We start from the raw sequence: 23,757 nt of genomic DNA on the forward strand, positions 1-23,757 counted from the left end.
TTTGTTATTTTATATAACGCTTAAGTACTGCATTTACTTCCTGCCATGATTTGACACGGTATACTTCATTCGGTAGTTCAGACTGATTATAAGGCGTGTCGAATAAGATGACTGGAATGTTAAGTGTCTGATTAATATCGATTGCATTATCAAGTTTATCTTCTAAGAAAAAGTCAACATTAAGTCGTCTGGCAGCTTCTATTTTATCGTGGCTGCCTGTCAATTCTATATGATGGAAAGGAATGTCATGACTGGTGAACCATTGTTCTGTTATGTCACCTAAATAATCATAACGTGCACTGATATAGTAAAGCTCATGTTGTTTTGCCCATTCTCTTAAGATGGGAGCAGCACCTTCAGCAATGGGTGAATTAATGTAGATTTCCTCTTGGTTGGCGATGAACCAGTCATACATTTCTTCTGGTGTTTTATTCAGCACCACGCCAAGATCATATGCCGTTATATCTTCATAGCAAAGATCTTTTCTGAATGATTTCTGTAAATAAGGTACTAAAGCAGTAGGACAAGTAACTGTCCCGTCAATATCAATGCCCAGTCTAAAGCGCACCGCTTTCAACCTCAGCTGCTTCTAATTGTGCTGTTTCCTGTTTTCTGTAATATTCTTCGGCAATTTTATCAATTTCAATCTTTAATTCTTCAACCATTGTTTCTTCAGGCACTTTACGTACTGTCTTTCCTTTCATGAACAATAACCCTTCACCACGAGCACCTGCAATACCTATATCAGCTTCGCGTGCTTCTCCTGGACCGTTTACCGCACAGCCGAGAACAGCTACTTTGATAGGGGCTTTAATAGTAGAAATATATTCTTCTACTTCATTGGCGATTGAGATCAGATCAATTTCAATTCGACCGCATGTTGGACATGAGATAAGTGTCGCGGCATTGCTGGCAAGACCGAATGATTTCAGCAGTTCACGAGCGACTTTCACTTCTTCGACCGGGTCAGCTGATAAGGAGATACGTAATGTATTGCCGATGCCGAGACTCATAATAGCTCCGAGACCTGCAGCTGATTTAACAGTTCCTGCGAACAATGTACCACTTTCAGTGATTCCTAGATGGAGCGGATAGTCAAACGCTTGAGCTGCTTTTGTATACGCTTCAATGGCTAAATTAACATCACTTGCTTTCATAGAGACGATGATATCATGAAAATCAAGCTCTTCAAGGATTTTTATATGATGAAGGGCACTTTCTACCATACCATCAGCTGTCGGATAACCATACTTTTTGATGATATGTTTTTCAAGTGAGCCTGCATTAACACCGATTCTGATAGGAATACCTTTTGCCTTACATGCTTTGACAACTTCTTCTACTTTTTCACGACGACCGATATTGCCGGGGTTGATTCGGATTTTATCAGCGCCGCCTTCAATAGCAAGCAGGGCTAGTTTGTAATCGAAGTGGATATCAACAACTAAAGGAATATTGATGCGTTTTTTGATTTCTTCAATTGCTAGTGCATCTTCTTCTTTCGGACATGCGACTCGGACGATCTGACAGCCTGCTTCTTCAAGGCGGAGAATTTCAGCAACTGTCGCCTCTACATCGTGTGTTTTTGTCGTCGTCATACTCTGAATGACTAACTCATTGTTTCCTCCAATGGTCAAGTTTCCCACTTTAACTGGACGGGTGTTTCTTCTATGCGTAATTTCTGGCATGAAATGATGGCTCCTTCTTGGATATTATTATTTGCCTGTCTTTTTTCTCGGTAAATACCAGCCGGCAATACTAACAAGTAAAATCATTATACACCATGACAAAGGATTGAATAAAGCATTCGGAACTAAAAGGTCGATATACTGTATGAGTGTCGGTATAGTAATCAAAAATGCAGTTATCTTAATCCAGTTCATAAACCTGGATTTCCGTTTGGCAAGAAAACTGATCCAATGTGCGGCTAAACTGATTCCAGTCACTTTCATCAGCATGACGGTATACTGAAATATAATTAGGATGAACATAATAAGAAGGAAATAAAAGAACGACGATTCTGTATATACTTTCATCAGCTCTACTAAAGATTTCTTATTTTCAATCATATTCAGGTTACTGTAGTCAATAGGATCAATATTTTTTATATATAGTTTATTTTTGGTGAATGTCATTATATCTGAGGAATTACCAGTAGTCTCTTCCGTAAATGTGACAGTGCCACCGTTCACTTTAATAATTTTTTCTTTATTATCTTGTAGTTCAAGCATAGAGTTCTTAATATGAAAATCTGGAATGTCCTGTTCTTTTTCCTCAATTAATGTAGTAAAAGAAGAAATCGACTGATAAATATGAGTTACTCCAGGTGCTGACAATAATAAAGATAACAACAGGAGATGAAGAAATACATATCGTAAAGGGGTAATTCTATAGAGCGGATATTTTTTCGGTGAAAACAATCGTTTGAGTGCTGCTGTGTATTTGTTCATTTAGAGTACCTCCATCATGCACTTTATCATAATATAATCATGCTATCTATTTTTTTCAGAATAAAAAAGCAAACTAGTTGAGCAAAGAGCAAAAGGTTGATAATATTTAGATGTAAACCAATTCAGAGGAGGATGAACAATTATGGCATTTGAATTACCACAATTACCATATGCTTATGATGCATTAGAACCACATATCGATAAAGAGACGATGGAAATCCATCATACGAAGCATCATAACACTTATGTCACTAACTTGAACGCAGCAGTTGCAGGAACAGAATTTGAGAACCAGTCGATTGAAGAATTAATGGCAAATATTAATTCAGTTCCTGAAGACAAACAGACAGCTGTACGCAATAATGGCGGCGGTCATTATAACCATTCATTATTCTGGCAGTTGTTGTCTAAAGATGGTGGTACACCAAATGGTGAAGTTGCAGAAGCTATCAATGCGAAGTTCGGTTCTTTTGAAGCGTTCCAGGAAGCGTTTGCTGAAGCTGCAACGAAACGTTTTGGATCTGGCTGGGCTTGGTTAGTCGTTAACAATGGTGAATTAGAAGTTGTTTCAACTCCAAATCAGGATAATCCATTAATGGAAGACAAAACTCCAATTTTAGGTTTAGACGTTTGGGAGCATGCTTATTACTTGAATTATCAAAACAAACGTCCTGACTACATTAAAGCATTCTGGAATGTAGTGAACTGGGATAAAGTGAATGAATTATATACTGCTGCAAAATAATCTTTAGTAAGAGGCTTAGGCCTCTTTTTTTATGTTTATAAAAATCAGCTCCTTCTAGAAATCAACCGGCTTTTCATATATGATAAGTAAATAACGTGTGAAAAGAGGTTCAACTGTTGAGACGATTGAAGCAGGAAACAAACGAACTGAAACAAAAAAGGCTGACTGATCGCAGAATAAATGTCATATTTATTGCAATTATGGTATTGCTGACCGTACTCGTGTTACGTCTAGGGTATTTACAGATTGCAAAAGGTGAGTCCTATAAAAAAGCAGTAGACAGTAATGAAAATATCGAAGTCAATGAATCGGTTCCCCGAGGTCGTATTTACGACCGTAACGGTAAATTACTGGTCGATAATACGTCGAAAAAATCAATCACTTATACTCGTGGACGTATGACTTCTACAAGAGAAATACTTGAAACGGCTCGTAAGCTTGCAAAATATATTGATATGCCGACGAATGCACTGACCGAAAGAGATAAACAAGATTATTACATTCTCACTCGAAAAGATGCAGTTGATAAACTAATGACGAAAGAATATAAGATGTTTGAAGAAGGACTTCTTTCCCCGGAGCAGTTTGATGAAACAATGTATAAGAAAATAACTAAAGCTTATACCGATCGTATTCCTGATCGGGAACTTGAAATAGCAGCAATCTATAGAGAAATGTCTTCTGGTAGTCAGTTGAGCCCTCAGACAATAAAAAATGAGAAGGTCACCGAACGTGAATATGCACTGGTGTCTCAAAACCTTTCTAAAATGTCCGGAGTAAGTACATCGATGGACTGGGATAGAAAGTATATTTATGGGAAGACATTGAAAACGATGTTCGGAAAAGTTTCTTCAAAAGAAGAAGGACTGCCGAAAGACCTTGTAGATTACTATCTAGCTAAAGGCTATTCAAGAAATGACCGTGTAGGTCAGAGCTATCTTGAATATCAATACGAGAATGTTTTGCGTGGTAAGAAGAAGAAAATGCGCTATATTACAGATAAATCAGGAAAGATTATTAACACTGAAGTGCTTGAAGAAGGTTCACGAGGCAATGATTTAGTTTTGACGATTGATATTGATCTGCAAAAGAAAGTAGAAGCATTTGTCGATAAACACATTGGCAATTTAAGATCAGGAGGCGCAAAAGATATGGATAAAGTTCTTGTCGTCGTCCAGGATCCCAATAACGGAGATATACTAGCACTTGCAGGTAGACAGATCGATAAAAATGGAAGAATCACAGATTACCATTATGGAACCTTTACATCTCAATATGCAGTTGGTTCTTCAGTCAAAGGCGCGACTTTACTCACAGGTTATAGTAACAAAGCCATTTCAGTCGGTGAAACGATGATTGATGAACCCCTTAGATTTGAAGGCGGGTTAACTAAACGTTCTTACTTCAATCAGGATAGCAAAGTTGCTATTTCAGATAAAGAAGCGTTAATGCATTCATCCAACGTCTTTATGTTTAAGACAGCCTTAAAGCTTGCCGGAACGAATTATACACCGAATATGTCGCTTCCATCAGATATCACACAGGCAGGTCTCAAGCTGAGAAAAGGACTCAACCAATTCGGGCTTGGCGTTAAGACGGGAATTGATCTTCCTAATGAAGTAGCAGGTCAGACGGGTGTCTTAAAAAATAATCCAGGTAACTATCTAGATCTTGCTATAGGGCAGTATGATACTTATTCACCGCTTCAGCTGTCTCAGTATATTTCAACGATTGCAAATAATGGATATAGAATTCAATCTCATTTAGTGAAAGAAATAAGAGAACCATCAAAAACCGATAGACTTGGACCGGTTAAAAAGGTTTTCAATGGGAAGGTGCTTAATCGGATAAATAACTCACAAAGAGAAATTGATCAGGTGAAAGATGGTTTTGATATGGTTTTCAATAGAGAAGAAGGAACCGGATATACGAGCTTTAATAACACTAAAGTTAAATCTGCAGGTAAAACAGGAACGGCGGAAGTCGTGCAGAATGGAGAAGCACGAGTCAACTCGACGTACATAGGCTATGCTCCGGAGAAAAATCCTAAGATGAGTTTTTTCATCATCTATACAAACCAGCCAGTTCCTCCACCATGGCTGCCAGGCGGCGATCTTGGTAGAGATATTATTAATGCATATTTTGATGATAAAAAATAATACTACTTTATTTAATTAGTTTCTTTAAGTAAATAATTAATTTATATAAGACGAAAAGACATCTGAATGATTTCAGATGTCTTTTATTTACACAAACTTTACAATACTTTCATTTTGAATTAACAATGGTGATGTAAAGTAAGTGTTGTAAGAAAATTTTAGTTATATATTTTCTGTCTACATACGGGAGGAAACTTGAAAATGAAAAAATGGCAATTAGTAGGTTCAACAACTGTTTTAGGAACTGCTTTATTTTTAGGAGCATGTGGTGGTGCAGCTCAGAATGACAAATCTGAAGATAAGTCAGCAGATAACAGTGATACTAAATCTACTGATACTAAAAAAGTCTCTGGTGAAGTAAATGGTGATGGTTCAACAACAGTTGCACCGATCATTGAAAAAATCAATGAAGAGTTTAACGCTGAATATCCAGATGTAACCGTTTCTGTAGGTACTTCAGGAACAGGTGGCGGTTTTGAAAAATTCATCGCTGGTGAGACAGACTTCTCAAATGCATCACGTGATATCAAAGATGAAGAAAAAGATGCGCTTAAAAAAGAAAAAATAGACTATACTGAATTCAAAGTTGCAACTGATGGTTTAACAGTAGCAGTCAATAAAGATAATGATTTTGTTGAATATTTGACTTTTGATGAATTAGCTAAAATCTATAATGGAGAAGCTAAAACATGGAAAGATGTCCGCAGTGATTTCCCGGATGAAGAAATTAAAGCTTTCTCTCCTGACCAGTCACACGGTACTTATGACTTCTTCAGTGAAGAAGTTTTAGACAAAGGCGAAATCAAAGCAGAGAAAAATGCTGATACAAACGTTATCGTTTCTTCAGTAAAAGACAACAAAAATGGTATTGGTTTCTTCGGATATAACTTCTACCAGGAAAATAAAGACGACTTAAAAGCTGTTAAGATTCAAGGCAAAGATGAAAAAGAAGGCGTTGAAGCAACTGAAGAAACAGTTAAAGATGGTTCATATCCATTAAGTCGCCCATTATTCATCTATGCTAAAAACGATTCATTAAAGAACAACGAAGCATTCAAAGAATTCATGAAATTCACATTAGAAAAAGCGCCTGAAGCGTCTAAAGCATCTGGTTATGTTCCTTTAGAAGATGCAGACTACGAAGAAGATATGAAAAAACTTGAAGAAGTAAAATAATAATTCATTGATATGATGAGGGGCGAACTCGTTCGTCCCTTTTTTAAAATGAAGGAGTCTAACTATGAAAGATAAAATTTCAGTACAACAAATGATTCAGCAGAATCAAGGCAAAGGGTCAAGAAGTTTCATTGAAAAACTTATTCCAGCGATTTTACTGATTATTGCTTCTGTTTCTATTTTAACAACAATTGGTATTTTAATTACGCTGCTAACTGAAACCATTACCTTTTTCTCAAGAGTTTCTTTCTCGCAGTTCTTTTTGGAAAAAGAGTGGAATGCATTTGGACAGAATCCTAAATATGGTATTTACTCACTGATTTTGGGGACTCTCAAAGTCACATTTATTGCAACTTTGTTTGCAGTTCCTGTCGGTTTAGGTGCTGCTCTATATTTAAGTGAATATGCAAGTGATACAGCTAGAAGAATCATTAAACCTATCCTTGAAATTCTTGCCGGTATTCCAACAATCGTCTATGGATTCTTTGCCCTGACTTTTGTTACACCTTTACTTAGAACATTCTGGACAGATTTAGGAAGCTTTAACTCTATCAGTCCAGGACTCGTCATCGGTATTATGGTGATACCTATGATCGCTAGTTTAAGCGAAGATGCGATGAGTGCAGTACCTCAGGCTATTAGAGAAGGAGCACTTGGACTCGGTTCTACTAAATTGGAAGTGGCTTTGAAAGTGGTATTTCCGGCCGCATTATCTGGTATTTTGGCATCGATTGTTCTTGCTATTTCACGTGCTATCGGTGAAACGATGATCGTTGCTCTTGCCGCAGGTAGTTCGCCTGATTCATCGCTCAGTCTCACAAATTCAATTCAAACGATGACAGGTTTCATTGTTCAGGTTGCAACAGGTGATGCGACGTTCGGTACAGATATTTACTATAGTATTTACGCAGTAGGTTTCACATTATTCGTTTTTACATTAATTATGAACTTTATTTCGCAATGGGTGACTCGCCGCTTTAGAGAGGAGTATTAATATGCAGTTAGTTGATCAGAAAAAAGTTGAACGTAATCTCTCTGGCAGATTGTCAAAAAACAATATTGTCAAAGGTATCTTCTTCCTTTGTACTATAATCGGACTTATTGTTCTGGCAATACTTCTTTACGATATCATCCGTAAAGGAGCGGGCTGGCTGTCACCTGAGTTCTTCCAGAACTTCTCTTCTACAACTCCTGAGAAAGCGGGAATTAAAGGAGCATTAATCGGTACATTATGGCTGATGATGACCATTGCGCCAATCGCAGTAGTTTTAGGTGTAGGTACAGCTATCTATATGGAAGAGTATTCTAAAGATAACTGGTTTACACGATTTGTCAGAATTAATATCTCAAACCTGGCGGGTGTTCCTTCAGTAGTATTTGGTTTACTTGGATTAACGTTATTTGTGCGTGGTGCTGGTATAGAGTCACTTTCATTAGGAAAATCTGTTCTTGCAGCAGCACTAACAATGTCACTGATGATTTTACCGGTTATCATTGTTTCGAGTCAGGAGGCCATTAGAGCAGTCCCTGGTTCCATTAGAGAAGCTAGTCTTGGTCTTGGTGGTACAAAGTGGCAGACTATTACAAATGTAGTGCTTCCAGCTTCCATTCCAGGTATTCTGACAGGTACAATTCTTGCATTATCCAGAGCTATTGGTGAAACAGCACCACTTGTTGTTATCGGTATTCCGACAATTTTTATGAAGACACCGGATGACATTATGGACCGTTTCCAGGCATTGCCGATGCAGATTTACACTTGGGCTAAACTTCCGAAAGAAGAATTCCAGTATTTATCTTCAGCTGCAATCATTGTTTTATTACTTATCCTAATAGCTATGAACTCAATCGCAATTTATATACGTAACAAATATCAGAAAAAATATTAATCTCATTATGAGAGGGGTCTTATTATGAATGAATCAGTTGCAACAAAACAGCAGTCAACAGTGACTGTGACACCGCCAGTAAGAGAACAGCAAAATCAAACAGAAGGTAAACAATCTATAGACAAAAAATTAGTCTATCAGACGAAAAATCTGGATCTTTGGTACGGTGAAAACCATGCCTTGAAAAACATAGATCTCGATATTATCGAAAATGAAGTGACTGCAATTATCGGACCATCAGGATGCGGGAAATCAACTTATATCAAAACTTTGAATCGCATGATTGAATTAGTTCCAGGAGTGAAAACTTCAGGGGAAATCCTTTATCGTGGAGACAATATTTTTGATCGCAACTATAAAGTTGAACATTTAAGAACACGTGTCGGTATGGTATTCCAAAAGCCAAATCCATTCCCAAAATCCATTTACGATAATATCACTTATGGACCAAGAATCCATGGAATCACTGACAAAAGAATTCTTGATGAAATTGTAGAAAAATCTTTACGTGGTGCTGCTATCTGGGATGAGACTAAAGATCGACTGAGCCAGAATGCTTATGGTTTGTCAGGTGGACAGCAGCAGCGTATTTGTATCGCACGCTGTCTTGCTATCGAACCGGATGTCATTCTGATGGATGAGCCGACTTCTGCGCTAGATCCAATTTCAACATTAAAAGTTGAAGAATTAGTACAGGAAATTAAAAATGACTATTCAATTATTATCGTAACACACAATATGCAGCAGGCTGCTCGTATTTCTGACAAAACAGCATTCTTCCTGAACGGTTATGTGAATGAGTTTGACACTACAGATAAAATATTCTCCAATCCTGCTGATGAGCAGACAGAACGATACATCTCTGGAAGATTTGGTTGATATGAGAGAAAAATACGAAGAATCTTTAAACGAATTAATCGATTCAGTGATAAAGTTGTCAGAAGAAGTTTATCATGTGATTGAACGCTCTATTGACGTACTAAATTGCGAAGATGTTCAAGAGGCAAGAGAACTCATCAAACACGATACAGTCATCAATGATTTGGAAAATGATATTAATGAGCAGGTCATTAGTTTGATTACGAAACAGCAGCCTATAGCTACAGATTTAAGGATTATAATGGCTAGTATTAAAATTGCTTCTGAACTTGAACGAATGGGAGATAATGCTGGAAATCTTGCTAAAATCCGTCGGCGCGTAAAATTTGAAGACACTGTCATTTTATCCCGTCTTAAGACAATGGGTAAATTAAGTCTGCTGATGCTTTATGATCTGAAAGATGCATACCAGCAGAGAGATGTAAATTTAACAAAAGAGATTATCGATAGAGATCAGGATATAGACGATTTATATAAGGAAATCGTTAACACAACCTACTTGATTGATAATGATCCTTTCATTTCTGGTCAGGCCCATTTAGCAGCAAGATATCTTGAACGTATCGGAGATCATATTACGAATATCGCTGAAAATATATATTACTTCATTACAGGTGACCGATACGATAAATTTCTTAAATAACGCTGGAAATCAAGCTCAATTGGTGTTATTATTAATAGGTCGTATGGAAACAATGAGTAAGGAGGGAATATAATGCGCGTTAACGTAACTTTAGCATGTACAGAATGTGGTGAAAGAAACTACATCACTAAGAAAAATAAACGTAATAACCCAGAACGTATCGAAATGAACAAATTCTGTTCACGTGATAACAAACAAACTTTACACAGAGAAACGAAATAATGATGCAGCAGACACTTCAGTGTCTGCTTTTTTTACATAGCTTTAAGCAGAGGTTATAAATAATGTATAATGTGTATGAGGTGATGAAATGAATAAAAAAAACATCAGACAGGAAAAATTAGCCTTTCTAAAAAGTTCCAACAAATATAATGAAGAAGTTATATTGCTTAGAAAGTTGTTTGAGCTTGATGAATGGAAAAATGCTTCCGCTGTCGGTGTCACTTTAAGTATGTCTCATGAAATCAATACATATGAAATAATTAAATTTGCTTTGATTCAAGGGAAAAAAGTGTATGTACCTCATTGCGATTATAAAAATAAATCGATGAATTTTGTAAAGTTTACTTCTCCTGACACTCTTTATAAAGACGACAAAGGTATTATGGCGGTCAAAGAACCTCATGTTATCAACAATCAACTGGATCTATTGATAGTTCCTGGTGTAGCTTTCAGTGAAAGTGGATACAGAATCGGTTATGGAGGAGGGTTTTATGACCGATTTCTTGCTCAATTTAAAGGGACTGCTGTAAGCATCTCTCTTGAAGGTCAGTTGACATCTATAGAACCGGAAGTATTTGATGAACCGGTTCATCTTGTTATTACTGAGCAAAGAACTTTGACTGGAGTACGAATATGATCACTAAAAAACAGATTTGGCAGTCAATCTATCATATAATTAAGTATTCAGATTATGAACTTGCATATATCAATGATGAAGAATCGGATATTATTTTAGAGAATAAAAACAAGAAGGAACTGATTCGTTTTATCAGTGAAAAACAAAACGTTCAATCACTGACCTTTCTTATAGATAAGATGAAAGATAATCTGGATGTATTTAACAGTCAATTAAATTACATACCTCAGAAGATTCATTTACTATTACTTGATCAGGAGGTACCTGGTATAGCCAATGATCGGCTCGTTAAAGTGAAAAGTATTCACACTCAAAGAGATCTTGATCATTTAACCATATCGATGCCTTACAGAGTGTTAGCCGGCCGCTTTAAATCTAAACCAATGTCACAGGAAACTTACAGAAGTAAAGTCATTAAAAATAATTTTATCGATCTTGCTATGGTCAAGTTTGCGCCTGCTACCTTATTATTGATAGTCATTAATGTAATTGTTTATTTATTTACTTTTATAACGGGACGGATGCAAAATGGCAGTCACTTAATTGACCGCGGAGGTCTTACGCATTTTAACTTCGTCCATGGGGATTATTATAGAGTGATTACGTCGATGTTTCTCCATTTCGATTTTTCTCATCTTATTTTCAATATGATGACTTTGTTTATTTTCGGTAAGCTGATTGAATACTTATTTGGAGTTCAACGTTATTTATTGATTTATTTTACAGGTGGTCTAATCGGAAATTTAATTTCCCTGTCTTTTGATACTACTTCTATATCAGCAGGGGCGAGTGGTGCAATCAGCGGGTTACTTGGAGCTTTAGTAGCCTATTTTATTTTCAGCAGTAAATTTGAACGGAAGTTTATTATTCAAACTATACTCGGGATGATTATTTATCTGTTGATTACCAATGTGTTTGCTCAGGTTAATAATTTTGCACATTTTGGCGGCTTATTCGGAGGCTTTTTGACTGCTTTATTAATATATGTCTTTAATAAGAATCGTAATTATTTTTACATGCTGCTTGTCGGAACTATAATCATTATTACATTATTACTAATGAATATTTTTTCGCAGCAGCAAAACCATATTTATAATATGCAAGCACATAAGGCAATGGAGCAAGGTAACTTTAAACAAGCAGCTACCATTCTTCAGGATACGTTTGATAATGGCTATGAAAACGAGGAGACTTATTTATTGTCCGGTCTTGTCAGTGCTCATGAAAGTAATGTGACAGAAGCGATGTCTGTATGGAAAAAAGGATTAAAAAAATTTCCAAATTCACCGTCTTTAAATTATCAGATGGCCTTAGGTATGCGTGCCACAGATAATTACTCTAAAGCCAGAACATATTTACATAAAGCCATGGAACAAGAAAATAATGCTGCATTTAAGCGGTTAGACGATGAGATAAAGGTGTTCGATAATTAATATGAATTCATTTTACGATGTCCAGCAGTTACTTAAGAAATTTGGTCTGATCATCTACTTTAAAGATGAAATGAATACGATTGAAATGATGAATCAAGAACTAAAGACGTTACATGAATCTATGCTTATCTCAAACGAAGAATTTATACAGGCTCGACTCATATTAAATCAAAGGAAGATGAAGAAACTATGATTATATTAGCAGCAGATATTGGCGGGACAACGTGTAAACTAGGAGTAATGGATGAAAGACTTGAGATTCTTCATAAGTGGGAGATACCAACGAACAAAGAACAAGATGGCCGACACATACTTAAAAACATACATGAATCTTTTCAGAAGAATGCACAAATAAAAAATTATAGTATGGATGAAGTTAAAGGGATTGGACTGGGAGTGCCAGGTCCTATTGATTTTGATAATGGTGTTGTCAATGGTGCAATTAACTTAAATTGGGCTGGTAAAAAAAATATAAGAGAAGAATATGAGCAGTTAAGTGGTAAGCCGGTATACGTGGATAATGACGCTAATGTTGCATCTCTTGGTGAGAAGTTTAAAGGAGCAGGACAAAATGCAAAAGATGTCGTCTGTATAACTCTGGGTACAGGTGTAGGTGGCGGAATTATCAGTAATAACGAGCTGGTACACGGATATAATGGTTCTGGAGGGGAGCTTGGTCACTTCAAAGTAGACTTTAAAGAGCGGTTTTTATGTAACTGCGGCCATAGAGGATGTCTTGAGACAGTCGCGAGTGCGACAGGTGTTGTTAACCTTGCATACCATTATTATGAGGAACTGCGCTTCAGCACGATAATAGAGGATGATATAGAGAGCAGAACACTTCAGGCAAAACAAGTCTTTGATGCGGCAAAAGAAGGAGATGAATTTTCTTTATATATCATCCGTAAAGTCTCTAACTATATCGCCTATGCTCTAAGTGTCATCAGTGTGATGTCTAATCCTGAATACATTATAATCGGCGGCGGTGTTTCAAAGGCGGGAGACTTTCTGATCGATCATATTGAAGAGAGATTTCAGGAAATCACTTTCAAACCCGCAGTTGAAGGAACAAAAATTGTTACTGCAAAACTTGGGAATGATGCGGGAATCATTGGTGCTGCCGGTTTAATAAAACAATATGTAAAGTGAGGAAACAATAATGGCGATAGTAGATGTAGTGATTATACCGCTTGATGGACAATCCATCAGTGTCAGTCAGTATATAGCAGATATTCAAAAAAATTTACAGGTTAAAAAAGAGGAAGGACTTATTGATTTTCAGTTGACACCGATGAGTACATTAATTGAAGGTGAATTACCAGTACTGCTAAAAGTTGTAGAGGAGATTCACGAAGCACCTTTCAATAAAGGTGTAGAGCGAGTATGTACCAATATTAGAATAGACGATAGAAGAGATAAACGACGAAAGATGAACGAGAAAATTGATTCAGTCAACAAACATCTATAAAAAAAAGACGATCCAGGTCGTCTTTTTTAGTGATGTAATATTGGATAACCATAAGTGAAAATTGTAGCTAATGCAAAGAATCCAAATGCTAATGCAGAAAGTAATCCAAAGATCATACCTAAAATGTTCTTCTCTTTAATCGCACCGATTAAACCCATGACAGATAAGACTGCTACAGCTAACATCAGTAAAGCAAAGATATTAACACCGATATGAATTTTAATACCGAATAATTCGAATAGTTCGCCAGTATTAATAAATGGCATAGTATAACCCCCAAGATAGTACTTTTATTATCAATGATTATTGTATAATTAATAGTGCCATTTGTCGAGGGTAATTTTAGCAGGAGGTCATTGTTTATGAAACTATATACACTAAGTTTAGGGATGCTTGAAACTAATTGTTATCTTATCGAGAGTGAAACAGAAGTGCTGATTATTGACCCGGGAGCAGAACCTGAGAAGATTATTAATCAGATCATGGTCATCAATAAACCGGTCGCAGCTGTTTTATTGACGCATGCTCATTTTGATCATATTGGTGCTGTCGATGAAATCTGTAATAAATACAATGCTCCATTATATATAGCAGAAAAGGAGAAATACTGGTTGACTGATGCTGAACTGAATGGGTCAGGAAAGTTTTTGAGTTACGGACTTCCGGAAACGATTGTTAAACAGCATCCAAAAGTAATAGCTAAAGGACATCGGACTATTAAATCTTTCAGTTTTGAAGTGTTAGAAACACCGGGGCATTCTCCGGGAAGTCTAAGCTTTATTTTTGAAGACTTTGCAATTGTAGGAGATACACTGTTTAAAGAGGGGATTGGCAGAACGGATCTTAAAGATGGTAACCTCCAGTCATTGATGCACAGTATTACTGAAGTTTTATTCTCGTTGGATGAAGAAATGACCGTTTATCCCGGGCATGGCCCAAAAACAACAATCGGATATGAAATGGACCATAATCCGTATATCAATGGCTATTAAAAAATCCTTCCTCATTGTGAGGAAGGATTTTTAATGATGAGCGCCGAAACTTGGTTCCAGCAGAAATGTTGAATAATATGTGAAACCGACGAAGCAAACGACTAAATACGCTGCAAAGATATACATATACATTCTTTCTGACAGATTCATATATCCTAAAAGAACGAAGAAACCTGTTTGAGCTAAAAATACAAAAGCCATCATATCCATATTGCCGACATAGAACATAACTGCAAAGATGGCAGTCCAAAATCCTAAGGTTTTGTAGACTTTATCCATTTGATGTTCTCCTCTCCAAAAACTCTTAATATCAACTATTATTATAAAGATTCATCATTCAGATGTAAACCTAATTTTTAAAACCCAGTATTTTGAAAAAGGATAATGAAAAGTAAGCAAAAAAATTAATTAATCGTTTTTTTGTTGAATTAAAAATTTTGTGAGAATTGTTTTCGATAATTGATTTGAGGAGGGATATATGGAACAAATCGTCAATCAAATCATTGTGAACAGCATCGAACGTCATGCGTCAGACATTCATTTTATTCCCTGTAGAGAACATGTCCAGTTGAAACTGCGAATAGAAGGCGAGATGCACTTTGTAGAATCGCTTGATATAAGCCATTACGAGCGCATTTTAGCATATTTAAAGTTCGTTTCAAGGTTGGACGTAAGTGATAAGAAAAAATCACAAAGTGGCATCGTGATTATCACACACAGCGATCAGCAGTATCATATCAGAGTATCAACGCTTCCTCAATCAATCGGAACCGAGGCAGCTGTGCTTCGAATTCTTAAAGCGCAGTTCTCTAGCCGGATCATAGAAAATACAGAACTTCTTTATGGGACGATGAAACTTTCCCACGGCTTGATTTTAATCACAGGTCCAACAGGAAGCGGTAAAAGTACTTTGATGTATAATCTGCTGAATTTTGCAAGGAAGACTTTGAACCGTCAAATTATTACCATCGAAGATCCTGTAGAGCAGCTTCTTGAAGATACCATTCAGATCAGTGTGAATGACAAAGCTGATATCACCTATCAAAATTCATTTAAAGCCATATTGCGCTGCGATCCGGATATCATTATGATCGGTGAAATACGAGATGAACTGACTGCTAAACAAGTAATCAATGCCAGTCTCAGTGGACATCTTGTTCTATCGACACTTCATGCCAGCAATACTCCCGGAGCTGTAGAACGGCTTTTAGAGATGGGGATTAAACCATCTGAGCTCAAACAGGCGGTCAAGCTTATAACAAGTCAGCGGTTAATTAAATCGGGAATCAGCAGAAAACTGGTCATAGAAACTCTGACAAGTGAACAAATAAAACAGCTGCTGACCGGTGTACCTATCACTGCTTTTAATTCTCTGCTCGAACAAATTCAACGGATGTATGATGAACAACTGATTACTACAGAAGAACTGGAGAAATTCCGTGTGGTCAACCAATAAGTTAAAACACTACCAAGATGATTTTTTGCTGAGAATCGCAGAGCTGACTAAAAGCGGCTTTACTCAGTATGAAGCCGTGGAATTCCTGTTCAGTCAGTACGATGGTATTCATACTGATATAAAATCTCAGTGTCTCGAATCGCTGCGAAAAGGCGGGTCATTAAGTGATATCATCAGTTATCTGCGATATCCAACTAATATCATACTGCAGGTATATTTTGGAGAGCAGTACGGTAACCTCGAAGAAACGCTAGTTCAGTGTCACCAGTTTAGTACAGTTAAACGTCAAAGTACCAGGCATTTTTTAAAGACCATTCAATATCCTCTTATACTTCTCGCCATATTTTTCACTTTAATCATTATTGTCAATCAGACCGTTCTTCCTCAGTTCCAGAATATGTATGATTCTATGGGCATACAGATTTCAGCAGAACTGCAATTCCTCACTGCTGCTTTATTTTTAATGCCGAGAGTCTTAATGACAGTTGCAGTTATCATGATTATCTTATTTATCATTTATTATTTGCTATTTCAACGAGCTGACATTCAAAAAAAATTATGGTTAATCAAAAAAGTTCCTGTCGTAAGCAGTTTATACAGAAAATATCTTACTTACCGGGTCAGTATTGAACTGTCATTTTTTCTGAGCAATGGCATAGCGATGATTAAAATAATTGAGATATTCAGAAATCAGGATAAAGACCTTGTCATGCAGCATATCGGCAGCATGATTAATCACTCTTTAATGAACGGCCAATCTCTTCCCGATGCTGTGAACAGCGTTGGTCTTTTTGAACAGTCTATGATTAATTTCATTCAGCATGGCGAAAAAAATTCAAAACTTGATGTTGAACTCAAATATTACTCAGATTATATATTTAAAAAGTTTGAATCACAGATTTTAAAATATATTAAATGGATTCAGCCGGTCATATTTTCAGCTCTCGGTCTGCTTATAATTACACTTTACCTGGTCATCATTCTGCCGATGCTGCAAATGATGAGCGGAATACAATAATTAAAGGAGAGGTTAACATGATTAACAAATTAACGGTAGGATTGAAAAAATTATTTAGAAATGATGATGGGTTCACTCTGATCGAGATGTTACTTGTTTTACTGGTCATTTCAGTTCTAATCATCGTCATCATACCTAACATCGCTAAACAGTCAGACAACGTTCAGGATACTGGCTGCAAGGCTCAAGTTAAGATGGTACAAGGTCAGATTGAAGCTTATAAACTACAGAATGGTACAGCCCCTGTTTCTATTCAGGCATTGGTTCCTGACTTCCTGAAGGAAAATCAGACAAAGTGTAAAAACGGTAATGTGATTAATATTGTAGGCGGAGAAGCGGTTGCGGAAAGCTGATCAAGCATTCAGCTATATAGAGACACTGATAGTCATTGCTATAATGCTCATCATGATACACATGATGAGCTATCATACGTTTGATTATGAATCAGCAGATGTTGAGGAAGTCAATAACGAACTTCTTGCAGTCATCACATATTATCAGACATTAGCGATGTCAACTAATCAGTCAATAACACTTGAGTTTCTTCCAGGAAATAATGCAGTCAATATTTATTCACCAAAGCTCGGTATCAAAACGAAATATATGCTGAGAAATGGATATATCTATACCAGTAATAAGACTAGCGCACTTGAAGTCAGATTTAGTGGAGAAGGAATTAACCATGGAACAACAGTCACATACTTTGTTAACGATAAAAGGTTCAATTTAGTCTTACAATTAGTGAAAGGAAGAGTCCGTATTGAGGAAGGATAATGGTTTTCTGTTAGTTGATGCACTCCTTAGTCTGTCGACTGTCACTATCATCTGCGCAGTGCTTATTCCAATGCTGCATGAAATGAATATTACCTATAAAAAATCAATGGAAGAACTCACGGATTATCATAATTTTTACGTTTATGTCAAGTCGGGAGGTGCTGTCATTGAAAGAGAAGGATATTTATGCCGGGCAACCAATGATACTATCTGTATTCAAAAAAGATGAAGGATTTACTCTGCTCGAAATGCTGCTCAATTTCAGTATTGCAATCATTATTATGTCGTTATTTCCTTTAATCATTCAGAATATCATGATGTTTAAATCCGTTTCTTCGGATAACTATGATATTAACTTTGAGCTGTGCTTAAGAGATATACTAAGCGAAATTAAAAATAAAGAAGTGACTGCTGTAAATGGTGAACTGCTTGCAAAAGATTTAACAACAGGAAAAATATACAGTTATAATTATCATTTAGGAAGAATCATCAGAAAAGTGGATAGAGCAGGCTATGTCATCTTATTGGAACAGGTGAAACAGGCTGAATTTTATGAACAGAATCAATCTGTATTTCTGAGAATCAAATGGCAGGATGCAAGGAGAATCAGGAATGAAACGCTTCAGATCAAATGAGGGAATGATGTTTCCGTTTGCAATTATCTTACTGATGATTGTTATTTTTTATGTCAGTAGTTATAGTGTTAGGTATATGATTAAAATCAATTCCATGGATAATATAAAGGAATATTATTATATTCAGATTAGCAGAGAATTAAAGGAGCATTAAATTGGCTATCACATTAATAGGCTTCATGGGAGCCGGCAAATCAACTTTAGGAAGACAACTGGCGGCAGAACTGAGTCTGCCGTTTCTTGATATTGATACATATATTGCAGAGCAGGAAGGAAGGGCCATCAGCGAGATCTTTGCTGATGAAGGAGAATCATATTTCAGGTCTTTAGAATGTGCAGCATTAAAAAAATTTATTACAGAAGACGTTGTTATCGCTACTGGGGGCGGAATTATTGAAAATCCGAACAATTACTTGTTATTAAATAAAAATTTGATTAATATTTGGGTAGATACGAACTTTAATACGCTGTATAATAGAATTGTTGGTGACAAAACACGTCCCAATGCAGTAGACCAGTCCTATTCTTCTATTAAAGAGTTGTACAATTCACGCTGTTCACGATATAATGAAATCGCATTCATTAGAGTGAATAGTGAAGAATCAATTGACACATGCATCACTTTTATAAAAAATCGAATATTAGCGGAAGAATAGTGATAGAGAGAATGATAACTATCATCGCCGAAGGGGCAAACTCATGTGAAACTCTCAGGCAAAAGGATATCACTTGGACGCTTGCCTGAAGAAATCGACAGGATAGTCTATCAGCTATCTTGTTTTTTTATATTTTAGAGGAGGGTATAAGGATGGAATTAAAAAAGACACCGTTATATGACGTGTACGTTAAAGCCGGAGCTAAAGTAATAGATTTTTCGGGCTGGGCGTTACCCGTGCAGTTTACAACGATCAAAGACGAACATAATGCAGTGAGAGAATCAGCAGGTATGTTCGACGTCAGCCATATGGGCGAGATTGTCATCAAAGGTGAGAAGGCTGCTGAATTCCTTCAGTCCGTTCTGACAAATGATGTGACGAAAGTAACTAAGATGAAAGCGCAGTATTCAATGCTTTGTAATAAAGCAGGCGGTGTGATTGATGACTTAGTAGTCTATCAGCTTGAAGAAGATAAATATTTACTTGTCGTAAATGCAGGAAACACGGATATTGATTTTGACTGGTTGAAACAGCATGAGATTGATGGAGCGGAAGTGATGAATGTCTCTAATGAATATGGTCAAATTGCCGTCCAGGGACCAGCAGCACAAAATATCATCTCTTCATTAGTTTCTGAAGAGTTGAGCGGTCTTAAGCTGTTTGAATACATTCAGGATGTAGAACTGTTCGGCGAAAAAGTGATTCTTTCTCAGTCAGGTTATACTGGAGAACATGGATACGAGATTTACTGCGAGGCACCTGTCACTGCGAAAATATGGGAAGGTTTACTTGAAGCAGGTGTTAAACCATGTGGACTAGGAGCACGGGATACACTGCGTCTGGAAGCAGCACTTCCGCTTCACGGGCAGGACTTATCAACTGAAATCTCTCCATATGAAGCTAGAATGGGGTTCAGTGTTAAATTGACCAAAGGAGAGTTCATTGGACGCTCGGCACTGGAAGCACAGAAAGAACAAGGTGTTACTCGAAAGTCTGCTGGACTTGAAATGCAAGAACGTGGAATAGCGCGTACGGATTATGAAGTATTCAATCAAAATGATGAAAAAATTGGTTATGTGACGAGTGGAACGCAGTCACCATCCACTGGTCGTTCCATTGCTCTCGCATTGATTGATGTCAAAGAAACTGAACTTGACAATGAAGTTTACGTTCAGATCAGAAAAAATAAAGTACCTGCTAAAGTAGTTAAAACACCATTCCATAAAAACTAAGGGGAGACATTATGAGCCATCGCTATATTCCATTAACAGAAACTGATAAACAGGACATGATGAAGACAATCGGGATTCAATCGATTGATGAGTTGTTTGCCGATATTCCTGAAAAAGTACGCTTTGACCGACCGTTAAATATTAAAGAACGTAAATCCGAAACACCTCTGCTTCGTGAACTTGCACAGATTGCCGCAAAAAATGTAACGAGCGACACACATGTATCGTTCCTTGGTGCCGGTGTATATGACCACTATATTCCTACTGTGGTGGACCATGTCATTTCACGCTCAGAGTTCTATACTGCGTATACACCTTATCAGCCCGAAATTTCACAGGGAGAATTGCAGGCCATTTTCGAATTTCAGACGATGATTGCTGAACTGACAGGAATGGATGTTGCAAACTCATCAATGTATGATGGCGGAACATCATTTGCAGAAGCTGCGATGCTGGCATGTGGTCATACAAAAAAGAAAAAAATTATTGTCTCTAAAGCTGTTAACAATGAATCACGTGAAGTACTCCATATGTATGCCAAAGGTCAAAATTTAGAAGTAGTTGAAATCGATCTGAAGGATACAGTGACGGATCTCGACAAACTTAAAGAAGCTATAGACAATGACACTGCCTGTGTAATGGTTCAATATCCTAACTTCTTCGGAAGCATCGAGGATCTGGAGGCAGTAAAAGCGACAACTGAAGGTACTAAAGCGCAGTTCATAGTCTCTAGTAATCCGATGGCACTAGGTCTTCTTACTCCTCCAGGTGAGTTTGGCGCGGATATAGTTGTAGGAGATGCGCAAGTGTTCGGAATTCCGGCACAGTTCGGCGGGCCGCACTGTGGCTATTTTGCTGCAACAAAAGCATTGATGCGTAAAATGCCTGGTCGTCTTGTCGGTCAGACGCAGGATGACGATGGAAATCGCGGATTCGTGTTGACACTGCAGGCGCGCGAACAGCATATCAGACGTGATAAAGCGACTTCTAACATATGTTCTAACCAGGCATTGAATGCACTGGCTGCTTCTGTTGCGATGAGTGCACTTGGTAAAAATGGTGTCTATGAAATGGCTAGGCAGAACCTTTATAAGACGAATTATATGAAAGATAAGATGGTGCAGGAAGGTTTTACCGTTCTCCCAGGAACATCGTTCAATGAATTTGTCGTTCAATTCAACCAGCCAGTTGCTGACATTAACGACAAACTGCTGGAAGATGGTTTTATTGGTGGGTTTGACCTAGGTCGTGTAGATGATAAGTTTAACAACCATATGCTGATTGCAGTCACAGAACTGAGAACGAAAGAAGAAATCGATACATTCATTGCGAAAGTAGGTGTCTACAATGCTTAAAGGCTCAAGCCCGTTAATTTTTGAACGCTCTAGAGAGAACCGTTTCGCTTATTCTCTCCCTCCTGTCGAAGTGGACAATCAGCAAGTTGAAGATATTCTGGAATCTAAATTTATTCGCAAAAATTCACCGATGCTGCCTGAAATAGCAGAACTTGATTTAATGCGTCATTACACAGAACTGTCCAATAAAAATCACGGGGTAGATTCCGGTTTTTATCCACTAGGTTCATGTACGATGAAATATAATCCGAAAATCAATGAGAAAGTCGCACGGATGTCAGGATTTGCTTCGGCACACCCATTGCAGGATGAAAAAACAGTTCAAGGATCTCTTGAGATCATCTATGATCTGCAGGAACACTTAAAAGAAATCACAGGTATGGACGAAGTCACGCTGCAACCAGCAGCCGGTGCTCATGGTGAATGGACTGCCTTGATGATGATTCGTGCTTTTCATGAAGCAAACGGTGACTTTGAACGGACAAAAGTTATAGTGCCAGATTCAGCACATGGTACCAATCCAGCGTCCGCAACAGTAGCCGGCTTTGAGACCATTACAGTGAAGTCAAACGATGAAGGACTTGTAGATATCGATGACTTAAAACGTGTCGTAGGTCCTGATACTGCGGCCATCATGCTGACAAACCCTAATACTCTTGGTCTATTCGAAGAAGACATTCTTGAAATACGTGAAATTGTCCATCAGGCTGGCGGTAAACTCTATTATGATGGTGCCAATTTAAATGCGATTATGAGCAAAGTGCGTCCTGGAGACATGGGATTTGACGCTGTCCATTTGAACCTTCATAAGACATTTACTGGTCCTCACGGCGGTGGTGGTCCGGGTTCTGGTCCCGTCGGTGTCAAAGCTGATCTGATTCCATTTCTGCCGAAACCACATATTATTAAGACTGAAGATGGATACAAGTTCGACCATGATATGCCCCAGTCTATCGGACGGGTAAAACCGTTCTACGGAAACTTCGGAATATACTTGCGTGCCTATACTTACATTCGTACAATGGGTCCAGATGGACTTAAAGAAGCTTCTGAAACCGCAGTGCTTAATGCCAACTATATGATGCGCCGACTCGAGCCTTATTTTGAACTGCCTTATGACAGACATTGCAAACATGAATTTGTTATCAGTGGCGTCAGACAGAAAAAGCTTGGTGTCAGAACGCTTGATATGGCTAAACGTCTGCTTGACTTCAACTTCCATCCGCCGACAATTTACTTCCCATTGAATGTTGAAGAGTGTATGATGATCGAACCGACAGAAACCGAATCAAAGGAAACACTGGACAGTTTCTGTGACACGATGATTCAGATTGCTAAAGAAGCAGAGGATAATCCAGATATCGTTCTTGAAGCGCCGCATCATACGGTTATTGGTCGCCTGGATGAAACGACTGCTGCAAGAAAGCCAGTTCTTAAATACGAAGGGACTATTGAAGTATAAAAAATAAGCTTGAGGCATATGCCTTAAGCTTATTTTTTTGATTTTATACGACCTTTCCATTCTTTATAACCGCCTTTAAGCATATAAAGATTGTCGTATCCATTCTTTTTCAGCATTCTAGCTGCACGGTAACATTGTATGCCGTTTTTATCAACGAAGTAAATCGGTTGATCTTTGCGTAGTCCTAGCATACGCGTTCTGAAAATACTCATCGGGATGTTTCTTGCACCGATGATATGCCCATAATCGTAATCATCTTTTTCACGTAAATCAATCACCTGAGCACGACGAAGTCCTGCTTGAAAGTCATCTTGACTTAATTCTGTGACAGCCTTACGATTGATAAAGTAATTGATCGCGATGTAAGCAATCAGTGCAAGAAGGATGAGACCAAGGATGATCCATGTGTTCATTAAAAATTCCTCCTAAATTACATATATTTCATTATAATGATTAAAGGCTTTAATTACAAAGTT

The 23,757-nt window shown here is 37.5% G+C and carries 30 protein-coding genes and 1 riboswitch; of the genes, 24 read left to right on the forward strand and 6 right to left on the reverse strand.

Going from position 1 to position 23,757, the window contains the following annotated elements:
• Positions 1 to 4 precede the first annotated feature (4 nt).
• The 3 genes from ERX29_RS00550 to ERX29_RS00560 are packed head-to-tail and all read right to left on the reverse strand — an operon-like array spanning position 5 to position 2,450.
• Entirely contained in the window at positions 5 to 568 is a 564-nt protein-coding gene (locus ERX29_RS00550) for a 5' nucleotidase, NT5C type (RefSeq protein WP_165981010.1), read from the reverse strand.
• The gene (gene ispG, locus ERX29_RS00555) at positions 558 to 1,679 is read right to left on the reverse strand and encodes a flavodoxin-dependent (E)-4-hydroxy-3-methylbut-2-enyl-diphosphate synthase (RefSeq protein WP_243719926.1); all 1,122 of its coding nucleotides are present in this window, start codon (positions 1,677 to 1,679) and stop codon (positions 558 to 560) included. The genes ERX29_RS00550 and ispG overlap by 11 nt, the downstream gene beginning before the upstream one ends.
• Positions 1,680 to 1,715: 36 nt before the next feature.
• Positions 1,716 to 2,450, reverse strand: a complete 735-nt coding sequence (locus ERX29_RS00560) for a DUF1189 family protein (RefSeq protein WP_133442731.1) — start codon at positions 2,448 to 2,450, stop codon at positions 1,716 to 1,718.
• Positions 2,451 to 2,592: 142 nt separating this feature from the next.
• On the opposite strand from ERX29_RS00560, the gene ERX29_RS00565 reads away from it, so the two are divergent.
• From ERX29_RS00565 to ERX29_RS00625, 13 genes are all read left to right on the forward strand, one after another.
• Positions 2,593 to 3,195, forward strand: coding sequence for a superoxide dismutase (locus ERX29_RS00565; RefSeq protein ID WP_133442732.1), 603 nt, complete (start codon positions 2,593 to 2,595; stop codon positions 3,193 to 3,195).
• A gap of 113 nt (positions 3,196 to 3,308) precedes the next feature.
• Complete coding sequence (locus tag ERX29_RS00570) at positions 3,309 to 5,354, forward strand: peptidoglycan D,D-transpeptidase FtsI family protein (protein ID WP_133442733.1); 2,046 nt, start codon at positions 3,309 to 3,311, stop codon at positions 5,352 to 5,354.
• Between the two features lie 201 nt (positions 5,355 to 5,555).
• Positions 5,556 to 6,530: a phosphate ABC transporter substrate-binding protein PstS family protein gene (locus ERX29_RS00575; RefSeq protein WP_133442734.1), complete on the forward strand. Its 975-nt coding sequence runs from the start codon at positions 5,556 to 5,558 to the stop codon at positions 6,528 to 6,530.
• A 64-nt stretch (positions 6,531 to 6,594) separates the two neighbouring features.
• Positions 6,595 to 7,524, forward strand: coding sequence for a phosphate ABC transporter permease subunit PstC (gene pstC / locus ERX29_RS00580; protein WP_133442735.1), 930 nt, complete (start codon positions 6,595 to 6,597; stop codon positions 7,522 to 7,524).
• 1 nt (position 7,525) lies between these two features.
• Positions 7,526 to 8,419, forward strand: coding sequence for a phosphate ABC transporter permease PstA (gene pstA, locus ERX29_RS00585; protein WP_133442736.1), 894 nt, complete (start codon positions 7,526 to 7,528; stop codon positions 8,417 to 8,419).
• 24 nt (positions 8,420 to 8,443) lie between these two features.
• Complete coding sequence (pstB, locus tag ERX29_RS00590; RefSeq protein WP_133442737.1) at positions 8,444 to 9,298, forward strand: phosphate ABC transporter ATP-binding protein PstB; 855 nt, start codon at positions 8,444 to 8,446, stop codon at positions 9,296 to 9,298.
• Complete coding sequence (gene phoU / locus ERX29_RS00595) at positions 9,291 to 9,941, forward strand: phosphate signaling complex protein PhoU (protein ID WP_207999139.1); 651 nt, start codon at positions 9,291 to 9,293, stop codon at positions 9,939 to 9,941. Before pstB ends, phoU begins: the two co-directional genes overlap by 8 nt.
• 72 nt (positions 9,942 to 10,013) lie before the next feature.
• Positions 10,014 to 10,163, forward strand: a complete 150-nt coding sequence (gene rpmG, locus ERX29_RS00600; RefSeq protein WP_133442739.1) for a 50S ribosomal protein L33 — start codon at positions 10,014 to 10,016, stop codon at positions 10,161 to 10,163.
• An 88-nt stretch (positions 10,164 to 10,251) separates the two neighbouring features.
• Positions 10,252 to 10,800 carry a 5-formyltetrahydrofolate cyclo-ligase gene (locus ERX29_RS00605; RefSeq protein ID WP_133442740.1) on the forward strand — a complete coding sequence of 183 codons (549 nt, stop codon included), beginning with the start codon at positions 10,252 to 10,254 and terminating at the stop codon, positions 10,798 to 10,800.
• Positions 10,797 to 12,233, forward strand: coding sequence for a rhomboid family protein (locus tag ERX29_RS00610; RefSeq protein ID WP_133442741.1), 1,437 nt, complete (start codon positions 10,797 to 10,799; stop codon positions 12,231 to 12,233). Before ERX29_RS00605 ends, ERX29_RS00610 begins: the two co-directional genes overlap by 4 nt.
• 1 nt (position 12,234) lies before the next feature.
• The gene (locus ERX29_RS00615) at positions 12,235 to 12,426 is read left to right on the forward strand and encodes a YqgQ family protein (protein WP_133442742.1); all 192 of its coding nucleotides are present in this window, start codon (positions 12,235 to 12,237) and stop codon (positions 12,424 to 12,426) included.
• Positions 12,423 to 13,382 carry an ROK family glucokinase gene (locus tag ERX29_RS00620; RefSeq protein WP_133442743.1) on the forward strand — a complete coding sequence of 320 codons (960 nt, stop codon included), beginning with the start codon at positions 12,423 to 12,425 and terminating at the stop codon, positions 13,380 to 13,382. Before ERX29_RS00615 ends, ERX29_RS00620 begins: the two co-directional genes overlap by 4 nt.
• Before the next feature lie 10 nt (positions 13,383 to 13,392).
• Positions 13,393 to 13,701, forward strand: a complete 309-nt coding sequence (locus tag ERX29_RS00625) for an MTH1187 family thiamine-binding protein (RefSeq protein WP_133442744.1) — start codon at positions 13,393 to 13,395, stop codon at positions 13,699 to 13,701.
• 26 nt (positions 13,702 to 13,727) lie between these two features.
• Here ERX29_RS00625 and ERX29_RS00630 read toward each other — a convergent pair whose 3' ends face one another.
• Positions 13,728 to 13,967: a DUF2759 family protein gene (locus ERX29_RS00630; protein WP_133442745.1), complete on the reverse strand. Its 240-nt coding sequence runs from the start codon at positions 13,965 to 13,967 to the stop codon at positions 13,728 to 13,730.
• 96 nt (positions 13,968 to 14,063) lie between these two features.
• On the opposite strand from ERX29_RS00630, the gene ERX29_RS00635 reads away from it, so the two are divergent.
• Positions 14,064 to 14,693 (forward strand): MBL fold metallo-hydrolase, encoded by a 630-nt coding sequence (locus ERX29_RS00635; RefSeq protein WP_133442746.1) that lies wholly within the window; start codon positions 14,064 to 14,066, stop codon positions 14,691 to 14,693.
• Between the two features lie 30 nt (positions 14,694 to 14,723).
• Here the strand turns inward: ERX29_RS00635 and ERX29_RS00640 are convergent, their stop codons facing one another.
• Complete coding sequence (locus ERX29_RS00640; protein WP_133442747.1) at positions 14,724 to 14,972, reverse strand: DUF2626 domain-containing protein; 249 nt, start codon at positions 14,970 to 14,972, stop codon at positions 14,724 to 14,726.
• A 199-nt stretch (positions 14,973 to 15,171) separates the two neighbouring features.
• Here ERX29_RS00640 and comGA point away from each other — a divergent pair, with 199 nt between their 5' ends.
• From comGA to gcvPB, 10 genes are all read left to right on the forward strand, one after another.
• Positions 15,172 to 16,149 carry a competence type IV pilus ATPase ComGA gene (gene comGA, locus ERX29_RS00645; RefSeq protein ID WP_133442748.1) on the forward strand — a complete coding sequence of 326 codons (978 nt, stop codon included), beginning with the start codon at positions 15,172 to 15,174 and terminating at the stop codon, positions 16,147 to 16,149.
• 25 nt (positions 16,150 to 16,174) lie between these two features.
• Positions 16,175 to 17,167, forward strand: coding sequence for a competence type IV pilus assembly protein ComGB (gene comGB / locus ERX29_RS00650; RefSeq protein ID WP_165981011.1), 993 nt, complete (start codon positions 16,175 to 16,177; stop codon positions 17,165 to 17,167).
• 17 nt (positions 17,168 to 17,184) lie between these two features.
• Complete coding sequence (gene comGC, locus ERX29_RS00655; protein ID WP_133442750.1) at positions 17,185 to 17,520, forward strand: competence type IV pilus major pilin ComGC; 336 nt, start codon at positions 17,185 to 17,187, stop codon at positions 17,518 to 17,520.
• Entirely contained in the window at positions 17,507 to 17,941 is a 435-nt protein-coding gene (locus tag ERX29_RS00660) for a hypothetical protein (protein WP_133442751.1), read from the forward strand. Before comGC ends, ERX29_RS00660 begins: the two co-directional genes overlap by 14 nt.
• Positions 17,928 to 18,170, forward strand: coding sequence for a hypothetical protein (locus tag ERX29_RS10920; protein WP_165981012.1), 243 nt, complete (start codon positions 17,928 to 17,930; stop codon positions 18,168 to 18,170). Before ERX29_RS00660 ends, ERX29_RS10920 begins: the two co-directional genes overlap by 14 nt.
• Positions 18,109 to 18,576 (forward strand): competence type IV pilus minor pilin ComGF, encoded by a 468-nt coding sequence (comGF, locus tag ERX29_RS00665; protein ID WP_165981013.1) that lies wholly within the window; start codon positions 18,109 to 18,111, stop codon positions 18,574 to 18,576. The genes ERX29_RS10920 and comGF overlap by 62 nt, the downstream gene beginning before the upstream one ends.
• Before the next feature lie 155 nt (positions 18,577 to 18,731).
• Positions 18,732 to 19,232, forward strand: coding sequence for a shikimate kinase (locus ERX29_RS00670; protein WP_243719914.1), 501 nt, complete (start codon positions 18,732 to 18,734; stop codon positions 19,230 to 19,232).
• Positions 19,225 to 19,312: riboswitch (glycine riboswitch) on the forward strand. Its footprint overlaps the gene before it by 8 nt.
• A 66-nt stretch (positions 19,313 to 19,378) precedes the next feature.
• Positions 19,379 to 20,464: a glycine cleavage system aminomethyltransferase GcvT gene (gene gcvT, locus ERX29_RS00675; RefSeq protein WP_133442913.1), complete on the forward strand. Its 1,086-nt coding sequence runs from the start codon at positions 19,379 to 19,381 to the stop codon at positions 20,462 to 20,464.
• Positions 20,465 to 20,475: 11 nt separating this feature from the next.
• Positions 20,476 to 21,819 (forward strand): aminomethyl-transferring glycine dehydrogenase subunit GcvPA, encoded by a 1,344-nt coding sequence (gene gcvPA, locus ERX29_RS00680; protein WP_133442753.1) that lies wholly within the window; start codon positions 20,476 to 20,478, stop codon positions 21,817 to 21,819.
• Positions 21,812 to 23,281, forward strand: coding sequence for an aminomethyl-transferring glycine dehydrogenase subunit GcvPB (gene gcvPB, locus ERX29_RS00685; RefSeq protein ID WP_133442754.1), 1,470 nt, complete (start codon positions 21,812 to 21,814; stop codon positions 23,279 to 23,281). The genes gcvPA and gcvPB overlap by 8 nt, the downstream gene beginning before the upstream one ends.
• A 29-nt stretch (positions 23,282 to 23,310) precedes the next feature.
• Here the strand turns inward: gcvPB and ERX29_RS00690 are convergent, their stop codons facing one another.
• A complete protein-coding gene (locus ERX29_RS00690) occupies positions 23,311 to 23,694 on the reverse strand; it encodes a rhodanese-like domain-containing protein (protein ID WP_133442755.1) in 384 nt (127 codons plus the stop codon).
• Between the last annotated feature and the right edge of the window lie 63 nt (positions 23,695 to 23,757).

Origin of the sequence: Macrococcus lamae (genome assembly GCF_004359545.1) — a bacterium.
Taxonomy (GTDB): domain Bacteria; phylum Bacillota; class Bacilli; order Staphylococcales; family Staphylococcaceae; genus Macrococcus; species Macrococcus lamae.

Excerpts from the sequence above, each read along its gene's own strand:
- ERX29_RS00610 (WP_133442741.1), top strand. The coding sequence starts at position 10,797 with ATGATCACTAAAAAACAGATTTGGCAGTCAATCTATCATATAATTAAG.
- ERX29_RS00605 (WP_133442740.1), top strand. The coding sequence starts at position 10,252 with ATGAATAAAAAAAACATCAGACAGGAAAAATTAGCCTTTCTAAAAAGT.
- pstC (WP_133442735.1), top strand. The coding sequence starts at position 6,595 with ATGAAAGATAAAATTTCAGTACAACAAATGATTCAGCAGAATCAAGGC.
- pstB (WP_133442737.1), top strand. The coding sequence starts at position 8,444 with ATGAATGAATCAGTTGCAACAAAACAGCAGTCAACAGTGACTGTGACA.
- ERX29_RS00615 (WP_133442742.1), top strand. The coding sequence starts at position 12,235 with ATGAATTCATTTTACGATGTCCAGCAGTTACTTAAGAAATTTGGTCTG.
- pstA (WP_133442736.1), top strand. The coding sequence starts at position 7,526 with ATGCAGTTAGTTGATCAGAAAAAAGTTGAACGTAATCTCTCTGGCAGA.
- comGA (WP_133442748.1), top strand. The coding sequence starts at position 15,172 with ATGGAACAAATCGTCAATCAAATCATTGTGAACAGCATCGAACGTCAT.
- gcvPA (WP_133442753.1), top strand. The coding sequence starts at position 20,476 with ATGAGCCATCGCTATATTCCATTAACAGAAACTGATAAACAGGACATG.
- rpmG (WP_133442739.1), top strand. The coding sequence starts at position 10,014 with ATGCGCGTTAACGTAACTTTAGCATGTACAGAATGTGGTGAAAGAAAC.
- ERX29_RS00630 (WP_133442745.1), bottom strand. The coding sequence starts at position 13,967 with ATGCCATTTATTAATACTGGCGAACTATTCGAATTATTCGGTATTAAA.
- ERX29_RS00575 (WP_133442734.1), top strand. The coding sequence starts at position 5,556 with ATGAAAAAATGGCAATTAGTAGGTTCAACAACTGTTTTAGGAACTGCT.
- ERX29_RS00690 (WP_133442755.1), bottom strand. The coding sequence starts at position 23,694 with ATGAACACATGGATCATCCTTGGTCTCATCCTTCTTGCACTGATTGCT.
- ERX29_RS00640 (WP_133442747.1), bottom strand. The coding sequence starts at position 14,972 with ATGGATAAAGTCTACAAAACCTTAGGATTTTGGACTGCCATCTTTGCA.
- ERX29_RS00635 (WP_133442746.1), top strand. The coding sequence starts at position 14,064 with ATGAAACTATATACACTAAGTTTAGGGATGCTTGAAACTAATTGTTAT.
- ERX29_RS00625 (WP_133442744.1), top strand. The coding sequence starts at position 13,393 with ATGGCGATAGTAGATGTAGTGATTATACCGCTTGATGGACAATCCATC.
- gcvPB (WP_133442754.1), top strand. The coding sequence starts at position 21,812 with ATGCTTAAAGGCTCAAGCCCGTTAATTTTTGAACGCTCTAGAGAGAAC.
- ERX29_RS00620 (WP_133442743.1), top strand. The coding sequence starts at position 12,423 with ATGATTATATTAGCAGCAGATATTGGCGGGACAACGTGTAAACTAGGA.
- ERX29_RS00560 (WP_133442731.1), bottom strand. The coding sequence starts at position 2,450 with ATGAACAAATACACAGCAGCACTCAAACGATTGTTTTCACCGAAAAAA.
- comGC (WP_133442750.1), top strand. The coding sequence starts at position 17,185 with ATGATTAACAAATTAACGGTAGGATTGAAAAAATTATTTAGAAATGAT.
- ERX29_RS00565 (WP_133442732.1), top strand. The coding sequence starts at position 2,593 with ATGGCATTTGAATTACCACAATTACCATATGCTTATGATGCATTAGAA.